The 16,668-nt window shown below is 41.8% G+C and carries 15 protein-coding genes; 7 read left to right on the top strand and 8 right to left on the bottom strand.

Features of this window, described 5'->3' with window-relative positions:
• Positions 1 to 60: 60 nt before the first annotated feature.
• Positions 61 to 870, bottom strand: a complete 810-nt coding sequence (locus H5158_RS14180) for a lipase chaperone (protein ID WP_220491316.1) — start codon at positions 868 to 870, stop codon at positions 61 to 63.
• A 3-nt stretch (positions 871 to 873) separates the two neighbouring features.
• Positions 874 to 1,794, bottom strand: a complete 921-nt coding sequence (locus H5158_RS14185; protein ID WP_182740281.1) for a triacylglycerol lipase — start codon at positions 1,792 to 1,794, stop codon at positions 874 to 876.
• A gap of 437 nt (positions 1,795 to 2,231) precedes the next feature.
• On the opposite strand from H5158_RS14185, the gene H5158_RS14190 reads away from it, so the two are divergent.
• Both H5158_RS14190 and H5158_RS14195 read left to right on the top strand, forming a co-directional pair.
• Positions 2,232 to 2,819 carry a YceI family protein gene (locus tag H5158_RS14190; RefSeq protein WP_182740282.1) on the top strand — a complete coding sequence of 196 codons (588 nt, stop codon included), beginning with the start codon at positions 2,232 to 2,234 and terminating at the stop codon, positions 2,817 to 2,819.
• Positions 2,819 to 3,340, top strand: a complete 522-nt coding sequence (locus tag H5158_RS14195; protein WP_145238431.1) for a DUF1285 domain-containing protein — start codon at positions 2,819 to 2,821, stop codon at positions 3,338 to 3,340. Before H5158_RS14190 ends, H5158_RS14195 begins: the two co-directional genes overlap by 1 nt.
• On the opposite strand, the gene yihA is transcribed toward H5158_RS14195, so the two are convergent.
• Positions 3,341 to 4,003 carry a ribosome biogenesis GTP-binding protein YihA/YsxC gene (gene yihA, locus H5158_RS14200; protein WP_182740283.1) on the bottom strand — a complete coding sequence of 221 codons (663 nt, stop codon included), beginning with the start codon at positions 4,001 to 4,003 and terminating at the stop codon, positions 3,341 to 3,343.
• A gap of 295 nt (positions 4,004 to 4,298) precedes the next feature.
• On the opposite strand from yihA, the gene H5158_RS14205 reads away from it, so the two are divergent.
• From H5158_RS14205 to H5158_RS14215, 3 genes are all read left to right on the top strand, one after another.
• A complete protein-coding gene (locus H5158_RS14205) occupies positions 4,299 to 4,931 on the top strand; it encodes a cytochrome c (protein ID WP_149982610.1) in 633 nt (210 codons plus the stop codon).
• Positions 4,932 to 5,686: 755 nt separating this feature from the next.
• Positions 5,687 to 6,271, top strand: a complete 585-nt coding sequence (yihI, locus tag H5158_RS14210) for a Der GTPase-activating protein YihI (RefSeq protein ID WP_145238440.1) — start codon at positions 5,687 to 5,689, stop codon at positions 6,269 to 6,271.
• Positions 6,271 to 6,783 carry a DUF2489 domain-containing protein gene (locus tag H5158_RS14215; RefSeq protein ID WP_220491317.1) on the top strand — a complete coding sequence of 171 codons (513 nt, stop codon included), beginning with the start codon at positions 6,271 to 6,273 and terminating at the stop codon, positions 6,781 to 6,783. Before yihI ends, H5158_RS14215 begins: the two co-directional genes overlap by 1 nt.
• A 61-nt stretch (positions 6,784 to 6,844) precedes the next feature.
• On the opposite strand, the gene hemN is transcribed toward H5158_RS14215, so the two are convergent.
• The gene (gene hemN, locus H5158_RS14220; RefSeq protein ID WP_182717683.1) at positions 6,845 to 8,218 is read right to left on the bottom strand and encodes an oxygen-independent coproporphyrinogen III oxidase; all 1,374 of its coding nucleotides are present in this window, start codon (positions 8,216 to 8,218) and stop codon (positions 6,845 to 6,847) included.
• A 110-nt stretch (positions 8,219 to 8,328) separates the two neighbouring features.
• Positions 8,329 to 10,359 (bottom strand): methyl-accepting chemotaxis protein, encoded by a 2,031-nt coding sequence (locus H5158_RS14225; RefSeq protein WP_182740284.1) that lies wholly within the window; start codon positions 10,357 to 10,359, stop codon positions 8,329 to 8,331.
• Positions 10,360 to 10,485: 126 nt separating this feature from the next.
• On the opposite strand from H5158_RS14225, the gene H5158_RS14230 reads away from it, so the two are divergent.
• The gene (locus H5158_RS14230; protein WP_182740285.1) at positions 10,486 to 11,259 is read left to right on the top strand and encodes an NADP-binding protein; all 774 of its coding nucleotides are present in this window, start codon (positions 10,486 to 10,488) and stop codon (positions 11,257 to 11,259) included.
• Here H5158_RS14230 and hutH read toward each other — a convergent pair.
• From hutH to hutC, 3 genes are all read right to left on the bottom strand, one after another.
• The gene (gene hutH, locus H5158_RS14235; RefSeq protein WP_182740286.1) at positions 11,256 to 12,788 is read right to left on the bottom strand and encodes a histidine ammonia-lyase; all 1,533 of its coding nucleotides are present in this window, start codon (positions 12,786 to 12,788) and stop codon (positions 11,256 to 11,258) included. The two genes, H5158_RS14230 and hutH, sit on opposite strands and share 4 nt — an antisense overlap.
• Before the next feature lie 2 nt (positions 12,789 to 12,790).
• Positions 12,791 to 14,464: a urocanate hydratase gene (hutU, locus tag H5158_RS14240; protein ID WP_145238458.1), complete on the bottom strand. Its 1,674-nt coding sequence runs from the start codon at positions 14,462 to 14,464 to the stop codon at positions 12,791 to 12,793.
• Between the two features lie 102 nt (positions 14,465 to 14,566).
• Positions 14,567 to 15,274, bottom strand: coding sequence for a histidine utilization repressor (gene hutC, locus H5158_RS14245; RefSeq protein WP_149982615.1), 708 nt, complete (start codon positions 15,272 to 15,274; stop codon positions 14,567 to 14,569).
• A 108-nt stretch (positions 15,275 to 15,382) separates the two neighbouring features.
• Between hutC and hutI the strand changes: the two genes are divergently transcribed.
• A complete protein-coding gene (gene hutI, locus H5158_RS14250) occupies positions 15,383 to 16,630 on the top strand; it encodes an imidazolonepropionase (protein WP_182717687.1) in 1,248 nt (415 codons plus the stop codon).
• Positions 16,631 to 16,668: the final 38 nt, after the last annotated feature.

The following is a 16,668-nucleotide window of genomic DNA, read 5'->3' on the forward strand; positions in this document are numbered from 1 at the left end:
CAGTTTTTTTTAAAAGGTGGCCATTCGGCTACTTTCTTAACGCTATAGTAGGTCACTCATTTAATGCAATGGATATAACACTAAAAACCGTCGCTTTTGATTTGTGGTTAAATGCTCATCAAGTAGCTGGGTAATTTTTTGCTCTGCTTGTTGTGGCTCATAGTGTTGCTTTAACTGTTTAATTTGTTGTGTGAGTTGCTCACTCAATGTTTGCCATTGCCGGCGCTGTTGCTCTAGAGCGATTAACCTTGTTGCCGCAGCATCGCCAAATTCCGCTGCTAGTTGATTGTAGTCTTGTTGTTGCAGGGCATCTTTTAGCTCAGTGTTTAAAGCTTTTAGATCGTTACTAGGTTTAAGTGCCTGGGTAATACGCTCAGGTTGCTCGCCCTCTAAATTAGATAACAATTGTTGCTTTAATTCATCACTAATATGGTTGTTCTGATTAATTTCAAGCTTGGCAATTGTATAGTGCTGCCACTCATTATCATCGTTAAATAAAAGAGTAATTTCAGCTGCATTGAAGTAGCGTTGTTGAAAAGCGATCATTGCAATTAATTGTTCGCTTAGCGGCAAATGAGCGAGTTGTTGCTGCAGCTCTGCCAGCGCTATTTTAAAGCTGAGGTAGCGATTAAATAACTCACTATTGATTTCGCATGCAGCTAACTTTTCGCACTGTTCTAGAGCCTGCGAAGCACTAAACTCACCGGACTCTTGGCTAGCTAAAATAACGTGTTCAAAAATGCTATCGATTGCCATCGGTTGATCGATATGTGGTGGCGTTGCACTTGTAAGCTTATCGTCGCTGAGTAAAAAAATCATAGCTGTGCTAGTGATAGATATCACTAGCACTAAAATGAGCAACCGCTTCATTGTTTATAAGCCTAATTTTTTTAAGCGATTAGCATGTTGACGGTAGACTGTCAGTGGATCGGTTGTAAATAAATGATGAAAGCCAATCAGTTGATTCACTTCATCAAGGTGATTCATGCGGTAATTATCTTTTAATACATAACCTAAATGGCTACTACAACGAGAGACTAAGCCATCGTCATCGCCTGGGATCAGTATTGCAGTGATCGCCAGTGCTGCATCTGATGGGTCAAATATATTTGTTAAAGTTCGAGTGCCACTCCAAGAAAAGTAATATACGCCATTACTGGCATACATAGGTCCTTGCTGGCATTGCTCAGCAGGTAGGCCTTCTGGATATTTTTGATTAAAGGCCAGCGCGCCCTCAGTGGTTAAGCTCTCCAGTGCACCAAGCGCATCTTGTGGTAACTGACTATTGTCAGAGAGTAATGCGATTAACCCGCCAAATGCATCAAAAGCTGTTTTAGCTATACCTTCTAGCTTAGATCCAGGAGTCAGTCCTTGGCGCACCACATCAGCAACAGGGCTACCAAAATTAACACCGCCAACACTGGTCGCAGAGGCAACTAAGTCGGGGCGTAGTGAGGCAACATAGCGAATACTTTGCGCGCCTTGACTATGACCAATGAGATTTACTTTTGTTGTACCAGTTAGCGCAATAATCTGTTCAACTTGCTGTAGTAACTGCTCGCCTCGTTGTTCAGAGCTATTCAGCGAGGATACGGCCGTGACGAAAACCTGTGCGCCATCACGACTGAGGCTTGCTGGTACCCGATAAAAATAATCGACACCTAATACATCGTCAAAACCCATCAAACCATGTGCTAATACAATTGGGTATTTAGTTTGGGTATAGCCTGCATTAGCGCTATTACTGAAGATAAACAGCAGGCAGCATAAGTATAGAGTGGTTATTTTTTTCATGATCAGTGCTCTTTTATTGTGTGTGTTTGATCACGCTTTGAACTGCTGTTTACAGACAAAGTGTGTGGATTTTTTATTCTAATTAGTTAATAGAGCAAATTTTGAGCTGAAATTCAATGTTAATATTAAGTTAAATTAACATGCAATTTGTAGTATTAGTTATATGTTTATCAATTCGACTAGTTAGTACCTGTATTTAGTTTATTTATCATGGTTAGTTTGGTAAAGTCCGCGTCGTCCTCATCCTGTAGGACATCCTGTTGATGATGCACTCGAAAGGGTGCTCGTATTGATAGCTTCTCCCCAGTTTGCTATACCGGCCCAGCATTAATTTGTTGGGTCGTTTTTTTGTCTCTGTTATTTATTATGCTATTGATTGCACTTCATAGAACAAGTGATACCATTGAATCTCATTTTCATTTTGAAAGGAATGCGTGATGGTTAAATCAATTGCGATATTAGGTCTTTCGTTATCAAGCCTATTAGTCTCTGGTGTTGCCTGTGCTGACTGGCAGGTTAACAATGATCAAAGCAAAGTAAGTTTTGTGTCTATTAAGTCAAATAGTATTGCTGAAGTGCATCACTTCAAAAATGTGTCAGGTAGTTTAGCTGAAAATGGCTCTTTATCAGTCGATATTGATCTGAGCTCAGTTGAAACGATGATCCCTATTCGTAATGAACGCATGACCAAGTTGTTATTTGAAACAGCGAAGTTTCCAACCGCAACCATAACAGCTAATTTAAGCAAGCAATTAAAAGCGCTTAAGCCTGGCCAACATGTATTTAAAGGTATTAGTGCTGAACTTGATTTTCATGGTGCTAAGAAAGAGATTACACTGGATGTTATCGCCAACTTGTCATCGCAAGGGGATATCAGCGTTTCATCAATGAGCCCAATTATCATTAATGGCGCAGACTTTGCTGTCATTGATGGCATTATGCAATTGCAAAAGTTAGCAGGTTTACCATCGATAGCAACGGCAGTACCGGTTAGTTTTTCATTAACGATGAACAAGCTTAAATAATGCACTCTTTGAATGAGCTTGCCACTGCACTTGAGCAGCCAAGCAAGCCATTTTCTCAATGGCAGCCGCAGCATTGTGGCGAGCTGCCAATTATCATCAATCAGCAAGGTGAGTGGTTATACGGTGGCAGTAAAATTACTCGTATCGCTATGGTTAAGCTGTTTGCCTCAGTTCTTTGCAAAGAGCAGGATACTTTTTACTTAAAAACACCAATCGAAAAAATAGCTATTACTGTCCATGATGCTCCCTTTATAATCGTTAATTGGCGCTTTGAAATGACAGAGCAAGGGCAAGTGTTATGTTGTGTGGATAATTTACAGCGAACTTGGCTAGTAACCTGCGAACAACCTTTAGTAGTACAAGATTATCAGGGCAATGATGTGCCGTATTTACAGTTACCGTATGGCTGTAGTGCTCGAGTATCAAGAAGTGTGTTTTATCAGTGGGCAGAAATAGCACAAGCTGATAAGCAAGGCTATTTCATTCAATCTGCGGGTCAGCGTTTTTACTTAAACGTGTGATTAAGCATCTGATTCAGGCGTTTGTTCAATATCAGTAGGTGGTATTGCAACAATTGGCCCTAGGAACCATTCATCTAATTTCTTAGCAACTTCAGGTAATCCTGTGCCTTTTAAAGATGAAAACGCATGAACGGTAATATCACCTTCTAAGCTGCTTAACTCACGACGAACTTGCAGCACCTGTGCTTTACGTGCACCTTGCTTTAGTTTGTCGGCTTTAGTTAACAGTGCCAATACTGGAATTTCACTACCAATTGCCCAATTAATTAAATCGCGGTCTAAATCTTTAAGAGGATGACGAATATCCATTAAGATCACGATACCTTTTAAACTTTGACGTTTTTGCAGGTACTCACCTAATGACTTTTGCCATTTCTTTTTCATTTCGATCGGTACCTTAGCAAAACCATAGCCAGGTAAATCGATTAGGCGCATATCATCAACATCGGCTAATTCAAATGTGTTGATCAGTTGCGTACGACCAGGGGTTTTACTAGTACGTGCCAGCTTTTGGTCAGTTAATGCATTAAGAGCACTAGACTTACCGGCGTTGGAGCGGCCAGCAAAGGCAACTTCAATTCCCGTATCAGCAGGCAATTTAGTGATATCTGGAGCGCTGGTAACGAACGACGCAGTGTTATATTTGATACGAGATTTGAGCACAGGCTCTCCTAGAAACTTAATTAAGTATTACAGCGAGTAAACTTTACTTAATTAAAGTTCACTTAAGGTGCGCATTTTATACTATTACTACACTATTAAAAAGCGGATTTAGACTAAGATAGCAGCCTAAAATCAACTAAAATGATACGGCCAAAGCTTAATCTAGGTCAAAACCCTATAATTTATAAGTTTAATATGAGTAGAAAACGTGCCAGAGAATTTATTATCGTGTAGAATATGTAAATCACAACATCCATATTGTAGATGATACAGGGTCGGAAACAGAGAATTCACCATGAAAAAAATAGCACTATCTTTAACTATATTGCTTGGTGCGTTGTCAGCAAGCAACGCAACAGCATTTGATGGCGATGTAAACGCAGGTAAAGAAAAATCAGCAACGTGTGCGGCTTGTCACGGCCCAGACGGTAACGCGCCGGTTAATATCTACCCAAAACTTGCAGGCCAACACGCGGATTATATTTATAAGCAACTTACTGAATTGAAGTTAGGTATGACTTCAGGTGGTAAAGAGGGTCGTATGGATCCAGTCATGAGCGCGATGGCAATGCCATTGAACGATCAAGACATGAAAGATTTGGCTGCTTATTTTTCGTCACTTAACATGTCAGAGGGTGCAACACCTAAAGATATCGTTGACGTTGGCGCCATGCTTTATAAAGCAGGTGACGCAGAACGTGGTATTCCAGCATGCGCAGCATGTCATGGCCCACGTGGTAATGGCTCATCATTAGCTAAGTTTCCAAAAATTTCTTTTCAACATCCAGAATACATCAAGTCACAACTTGAGAAATTCCGTGATGGTGTGCGTCATAATGATTTAAATGGCATGATGCAAGATATTGCCACCAAGCTAACAGACAAAGATATCGAAGTGCTTTCTAAGTACTTAGGTGGACTACACTAAAGTAGTATAGATTAGTTTTATTATTAATCCTAAAATCTATAGTGGTTACAAAAAGCAGCGTAAGCTGCTTTTTTTGTATTTGTGTTTTGTCGATATTACCTCTTTCCTTGTAAGACATTGACCATGCCTTGCTGTAAGCTAAATCCTATTTTTATTTTTGTTTTTATCATAACTTATTGTAATTTAATGTTTTGGTTATGTTGCAATTTGTATTGCGTAAGAAAAATTATATAAATTAGTTGTAACAAAATTATTAATGCGTAAATTAACCCTTGTCGCTGAAACAATAAGAACAAAATGGACTAAACTACACGGAAAGTAGTGTGACGTGATTATCGGGGATAAGACATCGGTTGATGTCACCGAAGGAATATTAAAAAAGAGTCAATGAAGACCGAGAATAATAAAATCTCACGGAAGTTTAAAATAAAAACAAAATGGAATGCTACACGGAAGGTAAAAATAATAACAACATGGAACAACAAAAATAATAACAATAATAAAGACTAAAAAGTCGAAGGGAGAAGTGTCCAGTTAAATGGCGCTCAGATTAGCAGGCGGTAGAGATGTTTTCTCTACCGCCTTTTTATTTGTCCTGTTACAATAGCCATCGTTTATACTTAAATGTATAGAAAGTGCGCAAGTAGTCGAGTTACCCAACCTCAATCCGCACAAACCGAATTCTTCTGGCAAGGCCAGCATCGCAACGCCAAAATGCGCGTTGCTCAAAACCTCTTAAGTGAGATGATCAAGATATGAGTAGAACTAAAAAGTCACGTAAAATCCCGTCTAACGGTCCTGTTCGTTTAAGCAAAGATAAGCTTAAAGAAATGCGTGCATTGAAAGAACAACGCGTTAAAAAGACCAAAGGTGCAAAGCCAGGTTCACGTAATTCGATAGACGCTTTACAGCCTGAGAGTAATAGTAATCAGCAACATAAAGACAAACGTGTTGGTAGTAAAAAACCAATCCCTTTAATTGCCGTTGCAGCTGAACCAGTTATTGAGCTTAAACGTAACTTGAAGCCACAAGTTGAACTGAAAAAAGTAGTTCAGCCTGAGCTTTCACCAGAGCAAGAATTAGAAGCGCTAGAAAATGACGAGCGCTTATTGAAGCTGGTTGAGTTACATGAAAGTGGCCAGTTATTAACAGGTAAAGATGCAAAATACTTCAACAGCCGTATTGCACGTCATCAAGTGTTATGTGAATTGCTTGGTATTGAAGACGAAGCTGATGATTTTGATGATGAAGAGTTTAGCGAAGAAGCTAATAGTGACTTTGATCATTACTTGTCGAATGATTTAGCCAATGAATGGTTAGATGACGAGGACGATAAATAATGAACATAATGATCTTGGCTCTGTGTGTTGGCGCTGTGATCATTGCGGGGCTGGCATTTTATGCTGGCCAATTACTGTATAAACTCAGTGCGCAAAAAAAACTGATCGCGAAAGAGCAGGTAAAGCAGCAAGCTAAGTTAGCTAAGTCGCGCTTAGAGCGTAATGCCAAGCTCGCAGACAGCATTCATTTAATCGCCCGTGCTATGCACCAAGAGCAATGTGAGTTCTCAGAAGGGTGTTTGCGTATTTGGGTGCTAATGTCGCAATACAGCTTTGAGGATGACGAAGACCTTCCAGGGCGTTATCCAGGCATATTTGCGATGTATGAAGTGGTAAAAGAAATGCCAACTCATGACGCTCGTAAAAAATATTCGAAAAAAGAAATATTTAAACAAGACAGCGCTCGCTGGCGTGCTGAAGAAACTCATGCAGAGCAAATTAAAGCTGACTGTGAGAAAATCATTGAAGAGTTTAAAGCAGCCCCTGGTAGCGAAAACGTGGTGTTTAACTAATTTTACAGTATCAATAAAAAAGCAGACCTCGGTCTGCTTTTTTTATGCTTGTGCACTCAGATTAAATTACCCGAGAGAACCGAGTCGCGTTAATCTGTTTTTGTAAATGAGCATCAAAACACATACAAATGATACGAATAAACAAATTGCCGCGTGCTGTGACGGTTATTAAGTCTGCATCGATAGTCACCATGCCATCTGCTATTAGTGGCTCAAGAGCTTGCAGTGAGCTGGCAAAGTAATCTTTAAAGTCGAGTTGATAGGTATTAGCAATACTTTGCATATTCAGTTCAAAGTGGCAAATAAGCTGTTTGATCACATCAGCGCGAATAACGTCATCATTATCAAGTTTCATACCTTTGCTGATTGCACTGCCAAGCTGATTATCAATCGCGTGATAGTAATGCTTTAACTCTTTTTGATTTTGCAAAATAGCAGTGCCAATTTGTGAAATTGATGACACCCCTAAACCCAGTAAATCACAGTCACCATGAGTGGTGTAGCCTTGAAAATTACGATGTAATTGCTGACTATTTTGTGCAATAGCTAACTCATTACTGGTTTTTGCAAAGTGATCCATACCAATAAACTGATAACCTGCGTTACTCATTTGTTCTAAGGTATTCTTAAACATGGTGAGCTTATCGTGAGCGCTAGGTAAATCTGCATCCTTAATTTTTCGCTGAGCGGCAAAGCGATCCGGTAAGTGCGCGTAATTAAATACCGATACACGATCAGGACTAAGGGCAATTAATTGCTCAATAGTCTCTTTAAAGCTCTCAGGGGTTTGCAGTGGTAAGCCATAAATCATATCTGCATTAATTGATTTGAAGCCGAGTTCACGGGCTTCACCAATCAAACTTTTTACTGCATCAGCACTTTGTGGACGGTTAACGGCAAGCTGTACATCATCATTAAAGTCTTGAATGCCAAATGATACACGGTTAAAGCCAAGGCTACGCAAGTGGCTGAGCATGTCAGTTGCCAGTGAGCGAGGGTCTATTTCAATACCACGCTCTGCATCGGGAGCAAACTTAAAGTGCAGCTCAAGTAGCGCGATTAAACGGCTCATTTGGCTGGTTGTTAAAAAAGTGGGCGTGCCACCGCCTAAATGCAGTTGCTGTACTTGATAGCTATCAAATAGCAGCGCTTGAGCGATGATTTCTTTTTCAAGATAATCTAGGTATAAGTCAGCTTTTGATTGATGGCGGGTTATTACTTTGTTACAGCCACAGTAATAGCAAAGCTGACTGCAAAACGGAATGTGGATATATAAAGATAAGCTGCGACTGTTTGATGAGTTAATTGCACTGATCAAGTCTTGTTGTTGATAGCCATCATTAAACGACAATGCTGTGGGGTAGGAGGTGTATCTTGGTCCAGACACATTGTACTTATTTATTAAGCTTTGATCCCATTTGGGTAAATTAATCATCACGCGCACCTTTTATATCATTTTCGTTAGTATAAAAAGGATGCGTCGAGGGAATATTGATCTACAACAAAAAAGAGTGCCGGAGCACTCTTTTGCTTATCAATATTGGCTTACTTAAGCTTAAACTGATTAACTGTTTTATTTAGTAAGCTGGCAAGCTCGTTAAGGTCCCTGGCTTCATCAGCAAGCTCAAGGGCATGATCTGCAGTGCTGTTCACTAAGTGATTAATTGCCGCTAAACTATTATTTATATCTTCGGCAACCACCGTTTGTTGCTCGGTTGAGGTGGCAATGTGATGACTTTGATCTTGTACTTTAGTCACTGAGTCAGCAATGTTTTGCAATGCATCTAGTACTTCTTGAGTTTGCGTAACCGAGCTTTGCGCGCGCTCTTGTCCTTGTTGCATCATAGTTGAAGCTTGCTGTGCAATTTGCTGTAAGCGTGAGATCATGTTGCGAATATCATCAGTTGACTCTTGTGTGCGACTGGCCAACGAGCGAACTTCATCGGCTACGACCGCAAAGCCACGGCCTTGCTCACCAGCACGGGCGGCTTCAATTGCAGCGTTCAGCGCCAGCAAATTGGTTTGCTCTGCAATGGAATTGATCACATCAACTACGGCGCCGATGTTACCACTTTCTTGCTCTAGGCCTGCGACCACTTTAGCAGCTTCGCCAATATGCTCAGCTAAGGCGGTCATCACGCTTTGTGCATTTTGCGAGCGAGTGGCGCCATCTGCGGTGATCTGTTGGACTTCCTCAGCTGCATTGTTGGTGTGTTGTGCATTACGCGAGATCTCCATAACCGTGGTCGCCATTTCGGTTACTGCAGCGCTAACACTATCAACCTGCTGTTTTTCTTGTTGAATTTCGTCATTAGTTTGTTGCGAAACCGATTTTAATTGTGCCGCCGCATCGGTAAGTTGTTCAGCCTGTGCTGCGGTATTAAGCATCATAACGTGCAACTTATCAATAAAGGTATTCATATGATGAGCTAACTGGCCAACTTCATCTTTGCTATCAATAGTAATTTTTTGGGTTAAATCGCCATCCCCAGAAGCAATATCGCGCATAATATGGGTTAAGGTGATGATCGGTTGTGAGATCATCTGTGTGGCCCACAAAATCATTGCGATGATGATTAATAAAATAATAACGACCGAGCTGGTGGTGGTCATGACCGCGTCATTTACTGGCTCATCAATCATAGTGTGTGGCACTAAAATACCCACGTACCAGTTTAGATAAGGATGCTCTAATTGTAAGCGGTTATAAACCACAAAGTACTCTTGCCCTTGCAAGGTTACTTTGGCATCACCAGCGACGTTATTTTTCATTTGCTGGTTGAGCGCACTGAAGCCTTGCGTGTCGCTAAATTGTTTTTCAAGTACTTCTAAGCCTTCTTTACCGTTAGGGCCTTCATCGGTGATTGAAAGTTTATGGTTGGTACGTTTTGAGAAATGCACCACTTTTTGGTCGCCATCGAGTAAAAAGCCAAAACCTTGACCGTTAAAACGAATATCTTCGACCATTTTATTGATTTTATTCAGTTGTAAATCTACGCCACCAAAACCAATTAGTTCGCGTTGCTTATTATAAACAGGCTGTTGCACAACCGCAGAGGCATTACCTGTGGTTAAATCAACTGAAATGGGCCCGACATATAAACGGTTAATTTTTAATGCATCTTGCCACCAACCACGTTTATAAGCGTAATACGGCTGGCCATTATAGTGGGTAGTACGTTCATGCTCTTTAAAATATTCACCGGTTTTGGCGGAGGCAAAAAATGCCGAGAGAATATTTTCATCATTGCCACTAATGCGTATAAAGTCTTGATTTACTTCGTCGTAGCCTAGCGCACCTTGGAGTGTTTGGTCGCGTTTATCCCATGCGTCAAACCAGTTAACGAGATGAGGATTATTCACAAAAGTTTCTACAACTTTGCCATATTGAGCAAAATAGCTCTGCATTGACAGCTGTTCACTTTGTAAGTAGCTGTATGCTTCGCGTTCAATACTTTGACGAGACAAGGCGGCTATATGGTTCACAAAGTAAGCCGAGGCAATAAGTAACAGCACACTGATAGTGCCACCAATTAATAACAGGATTTTTTTTCGTAATGATAGATTTCGTAACATAAGTGCACACATTCTTATTATTTAGTAGAGTAAGCACTCTTATCTAATCATATCTTTATCTTAATCGCTATTGTGTGCGATGAGAGAAGTGAACAAATTTCTATTTAATTGTAAGAGGAATGTTGCGTGGCGGGTACAAATAAAGACCAATTAATAGTATTGGGCGCAGGTTGGTTGGGTCGGCCATTGTGCTTACAACAGCTTGCAAAAGGCTGGGATGTTCAAGGCACTCATCGTAGCGCTGAGCATCAACATGCTTTTCAGCGCCAGTTAGTATTTGCAGATCAGCAATTAGTTCATCAACTAGATTTATATAATGCGTGGTGGGTGTGTGCTATACCACCACGTAGTCGCCACGCTGATAGCCATTATTTAGCCACGTTAAAATTAGCCATTGAACTGGCAGGCACCATGAATGCAAAAGGTTTTTTGTTGTGTTCATCAACGGCTGTTTATGATCAAGATAATCTAACCTATACAGAGCAAAGTGAGATTAAAGTAAGTACTGCACGCCAACAGCCATTAATTGATGCTGAGCAACTGGTATTAAATGCGGGTGGAAAAGTACTTAGACTCGGTGGTTTAATTGGGCCAGAGCGAGAGCCTGGGCGTTTTGTGGCAGGCAAAGAACTACAAAGTTCGAGCAACCAAACCGTTAATATGGTGCAGCAACAAGATGTTATTAATGCGATTGTTAGTGTGTTGGAGAATTGGCAAGTTGCAGCGCCAATTTACAATGTCGTCAATCCAGCTCATCCAAGCAAAGCAGATTACTATCAGCAAAAATGCCAGCAATACGGAACAACCCCCCCTACATTTACGAGTGACGAAAGCGCCGAACGCATCATTGATGGTTCGGCTATTGAATCACTTGGTTTTAACTATCAGTTTGCTATTTAAAACGACGGTAATACGCCTTTAGGTAATAAATTACACAACTCACCTTGCTGTAATAATAAATTAGCTGCTTCGATATCTGGGCCAAAATAACGGTCTTTATCGTAGTAGCTCACTTTTGTGCGCAGTGTTGCTTTAGCTTGTTCAACTTTGGCTGATGCCTGCAATGGCTTTCTAAATTCTAACCCTTGCGCAGATGCCAACCATTCAATTGCCAGTACGCCTTGCGTGTTATCAGCCATTTCTTGCAGACGACGTGCTGCAAAAGTTGCCATAGAAACATGGTCTTCTTGGTTCGCTGAAGTTGGTAAGCTATCCACAGAAGCAGGGTGCGCCAATGATTTATTTTCAGACGCTAATGCTGCTGCGGTTACTTGTGCAATCATAAAGCCTGAATTAACGCCGCCGTTTTCAACTAAGAAAGGTGGCAACTTTGATAAGTTTGAATCAATCAGTAACGCAATACGACGCTCAGCTAGTGCACCAATTTCGGCAATCGCTAATGCTAAATTGTCGGCTGCCATAGCCACAGGCTCGGCGTGGAAGTTACCTCCCGAAATAATATCGCCTACATCAGCAAATACTAATGGGTTGTCGGTTACACCATTAGATTCACACAACAACACTTCGGCTGCTTGGCGAATTTGCGTTAAACACGCACCAAGTACTTGTGGCTGACAGCGAAGGCAATACGGGTCTTGTACTTTTTCACAATCCACATGAGCTTCGCTGATCTGTGAATGTTCACCGAGCATATCGCGAAACATTGCCGCGGTATCGATTTGACCAAGTTGGCCACGAATTTCATGAATACGTGCATCAAATGGCGAACGACTTCCCATTGCAGCTTCAATACTAATTGAGCCAATCGCGCAGCTTTGTGCATATAAATCTTCGGCCCGAAATAGCCCTTGAAGCGCAAATGCGGTAGAGGCTTGAGTGCCATTTAACAAAGCCAAGCCTTCTTTAGCGGCCAGTGTTAATGGCTCAAGACCGGCTATTTTAAGACCTTCATTGGCGCTAATGAGTTTACCTTGATAGCGCATTTCGCCTTCGCCGAGCAGTGGTAAACACATATGTGAAAGTGGCGCTAAATCGCCAGATGCACCTACCGAGCCTTTTTTTGGCACGCATGGATAGACTTGTGCAGCAAGTAACTGCATAAAGAATTCGATCACTTTTAGGCGAATGCCAGAAAAGCCACGTGATAATGAATTAATTTTCAATACCATCATCAATCGTACTGTGCTGTCATCCATATAAGCACCGATGCCCGCAGCATGGGAAAGTACAATGGATCGCTGGAGTAACTCTAATTCATGTTCAGCAATTTTAGTATTGGCGAGTAAGCCAAAACCGGTATTAATGCCATATACCGTTCTGTGTTGGTCAATCACGTCTTGCACGGTTTGTGCACTGGCTGCAATTTTTATCTCGCTATCTTTGGCGAGCGTTAACGTCACTGGTGATAAATTAATTTGGCGCAGTGTTGCTAAATCGAGCTTTCCAGGTGTTAGGGTGAGTTTAAACATGATTATTCCTTATTTAACATTGGCAGGTCGAGGCCTTGCTCGGTCGCACAATTAATTGCAATATCGTAACCTGCATCCGCGTGGCGCATAACGCCCGTTGCAGGATCATTCCATAATACGCGGCCAACCCGCGCAGCTGCTTCGTCGGTGCCATCAGCAACAATGACTACGCCAGAATGTTGGCTAAAGCCCATACCTACACCACCACCATGATGAAGTGACACCCATGTTGCACCTCCTGCGGTATTCAGTAATGCATTAAGTAATGGCCAATCTGATACTGCATCTGAGCCGTCTTTCATTGCTTCGGTTTCACGGTTTGGACTCGCAACTGAGCCTGAGTCTAAATGGTCACGGCCGATCACAATCGGTGCTTTAAGCTCACCATTTTTGACCATCTCATTAAACGCCAGCGCTAAACGAGCGCGGTCTTTTAAGCCAACCCAGCAAATACGAGCAGGTAAGCCCTGGAATTGAATACGTTCACGAGCCATATCAAGCCAGTTATGTAAGTGTTTGTCGTCAGGAATAAGCTCTTTCACTTTTGCGTCGGTTTTATAAATATCTTCAGGATCGCCTGATAATGCCACCCAACGGAATGGACCAATTCCTTCGCAAAATAATGGACGAATATAAGCTGGCACAAAACCTGGGAAATCAAAGGCATTTGTTACGCCTTCGTCAAATGCCATTTGACGAATGTTATTGCCGTAGTCAGTTGTTGCAGCACCAGCTTGTTGTAGTGCTAACATTGCGTTGACTTGCACAGCCATAGATTGCTTAGCTGCTTTGACAACCGCTTGTGGATCTTGTTCACGCATTTTAGCCGCGTGTTGCATGCTCCAACCTTGCGGTAAATAGCCATTCAACGGGTCGTGAGCAGAGGTTTGATCGGTCACTACATCGGGAGTAATAGCTCGGTTAACAAGCTCACTAAATACATCAGCGGCATTACCAAGTAAGCCGACTGACAGCGCTTCGCCTTTGCCACACGCCTCGTTGATAAGCTCCAGTGCATGATCTAAATCGGTTGCTTTAACATCCACATAGCGGGTTTTGATCCGAAAATCGATACGCGTTTCATCGCATTCAACTACGAGTGCGCTAAATCCCGCCATGGTTGCCGCAAGTGGCTGCGCGCCGCCCATACCGCCTAAGCCACCGGTTAGCACCCACTTTCCAGCAGCGTCACCATTAAAATGTTGTTTTGCCATTGCTACAAAGGTTTCGTAGGTACCTTGTACTATGCCTTGTGATCCAATGTAGATCCATGATCCCGCAGTCATTTGCCCATACATCATCAAACCAAGTTTATCGAGCTCGTTAAAATGCTCCCAATTAGCCCAGTGAGGTACTAAGTTTGAGTTGGCAATTAATACTCGCGGTGCATTACTGTGAGTTTTAAATACCCCAACAGGTTTGCCTGATTGTACGAGTAGCGTTTCGTCGTCTTCGAGTCTGTCGAGAGTTTCGATGATTTTATCAAAGCAAGGCCAATCACGCGCTGCACGACCAATCCCACCGTACACAACTAAAGCATGTGGATGTTCGGCTACTTCAGGATCTAAATTATTCATTAACATGCGCTTAGCTGCTTCGGTGAGCCAGCTCTTAGCGCTGATTTTATCGCCGTGTGGGGCGCGAATAACGCGAGATTCATCAAGTCTGTTGTTCATAGATTACTCCTGTTGTATATACAAGCTTATTGGTTTCAAAAAATACGCTGTGAAGCGCATCATTTTGATTTTTATATTCTTTCTAATGTTATTTTTTACATATTACTTTTTAAAAGTTAAATGTCCGCCTAAGCGATACTTACTACCCGGTGATACTAAACGGGCAAAACTAACAATCCCAGATGATGACCAAGTACGCCTAATCACCTGTAAGCATGGCTCTTCATGGTATAAATTAAGCCATTGGCACATTTCGCTGTTAGGCATTATTGCTTCTACCGTATGGCGCGCTTCAGTTAATGGTGCGACGCTCGATAAATATTCGTGCGGAGTTAACGCAGTAAAATCTTGTTGAAGGTAGCTTGTTGCTAGGGCCGGGTTAACAAAGCGCTCCTCAACTTGCAGTGGCTGTTCGTTTTCGTTATGCACTAATACACTGCGATACACCACGCTATCTACTTCAACACCCAGTGCAATCGCAATTGGCGCAATGGCGCTGATAGATTCAAGCACTAATACTGTACAGCTGTAATTGCCGTTACGGGCTTTGACTTCATCTGCTATATTTTTAATTTCAAGCAATGATGATTGTGATTTAAAACTGGCAACAAACGTGCCTAAACCTTGGCTACGAGTAAGAATACCTGCTTCGGTTAATTCGCTTAACGCTCGGCGCGCAGTCATTCGACTAACACTAAATTGTTCGGCCAATTCATTTTCAGAAGCCACACGTTGGTTTTCAAGCCATGCGCCGCTGCGGATATTATCAACAATAAATTGCTTTATTTGTGCGAACTTAGGTGTCGTCATTAAATTATTATGGTCTTTTAAATTTACTATTAACTATAAGATGGCATATTTACCTTGTATATACAAGATGACTTGTTAGACTGAGAAAAAATAATTTTCGGAGTTAATATGACAACAATCACTGCAAATGATCCGGCTAATGACTGGGATTTATTGATCACCGATGCCAATATCGCAACTATGGATTGCAGTATTGCAGCACCTTATGGCGCCATCGAAAATGCAGCGCTGGCAATCCGTAAAGGTGTCATTGTGTGGTTGGGTAAACAGGCCGATTTACCTAAATTCGACGTATTAGCAACGCCGATGCTTTCAGCAAAAGGGCAGTGGCTAACACCTGGTTTAATTGATTGTCATACCCACTTAGTGTTTGCCGGCTCAAGAGCTGAAGAGTTTGAACAGCGTTTACAAGGTGTTAGTTACGAGCAAATAGCAGCGCAAGGTGGGGGGATCGCTAGTACGGTAGCAGCCACACGAGCTGCGGATCATGAGGCTTTATTTGTGCTCGCGAAGGATCGTCTCAATGCCCTCTATGCCGAGGGAGTGAGTACCGTTGAGATCAAATCTGGTTACGGACTTGATTGCGAAAATGAAGTTAAAATCCTCGAAGTGGCACGTTTGTTAGGTGAAAATCACCCAATTGATGTAAAAACGACATTTTTGGGGGCGCATGCCCTACCTTTGGAATATAAAGGTCGCAGTGATGAGTATATCGATCTGGTTTGTAATGAGATGCTTGAGCAAGTGGTCACTGCAAATTTAGCCGATGCTGTCGATGTGTTTTGCGAAAATGTTGGTTTTAGTAATGAGCAAACTCGACGAGTTTTTAATGCCGCAAAAAAACATAATTTGCCAGTGAAATGTCATGCTGAACAGCTTTCAAATCAGCAAGGAGCACAATTAGTCGCTGAATTTAATGGGTTATCTGCTGATCATATTGAACATTTAGATGAAGCTGGAGTAAAGGCCATGGCTGCAGCAGGCGCTGTGGCGGTATTATTACCCGGGGCATTTTATTTTTTACGCGAAACCAAACAGCCGCCAATTGAGCTATTAAAACAGTATCAAGTACCAATAGCGATTTCGACAGACTTTAATCCAGGTACATCACCCTTGTGTTCTTTGCAATTAATGATGAATATGGGGTGTACTTTATTTCGCTTAACTCCTGAAGAAACTCTCGCCGGAGTTACGCGTAATGCCGCCAAAGCATTGGGTTTAACTGATCGCGGAGTGTTAAAAGTCGGCATGCGTGCCGATATAGCTCATTGGCAAATATCCCACCCAGCACAATTAAGTTATCAATTTGGCGTGAATAAACTGTTAAATCTGTGGATTTTGGGTAGACTAAATTAGTCTGTTGTAATGTTGTACTCAAAAAATGATTTTAATCG

This window comes from Pseudoalteromonas sp. SR45-6 (assembly GCF_014163545.1).
GTDB lineage: Bacteria > Pseudomonadota > Gammaproteobacteria > Enterobacterales > Alteromonadaceae > Pseudoalteromonas > Pseudoalteromonas rhizosphaerae.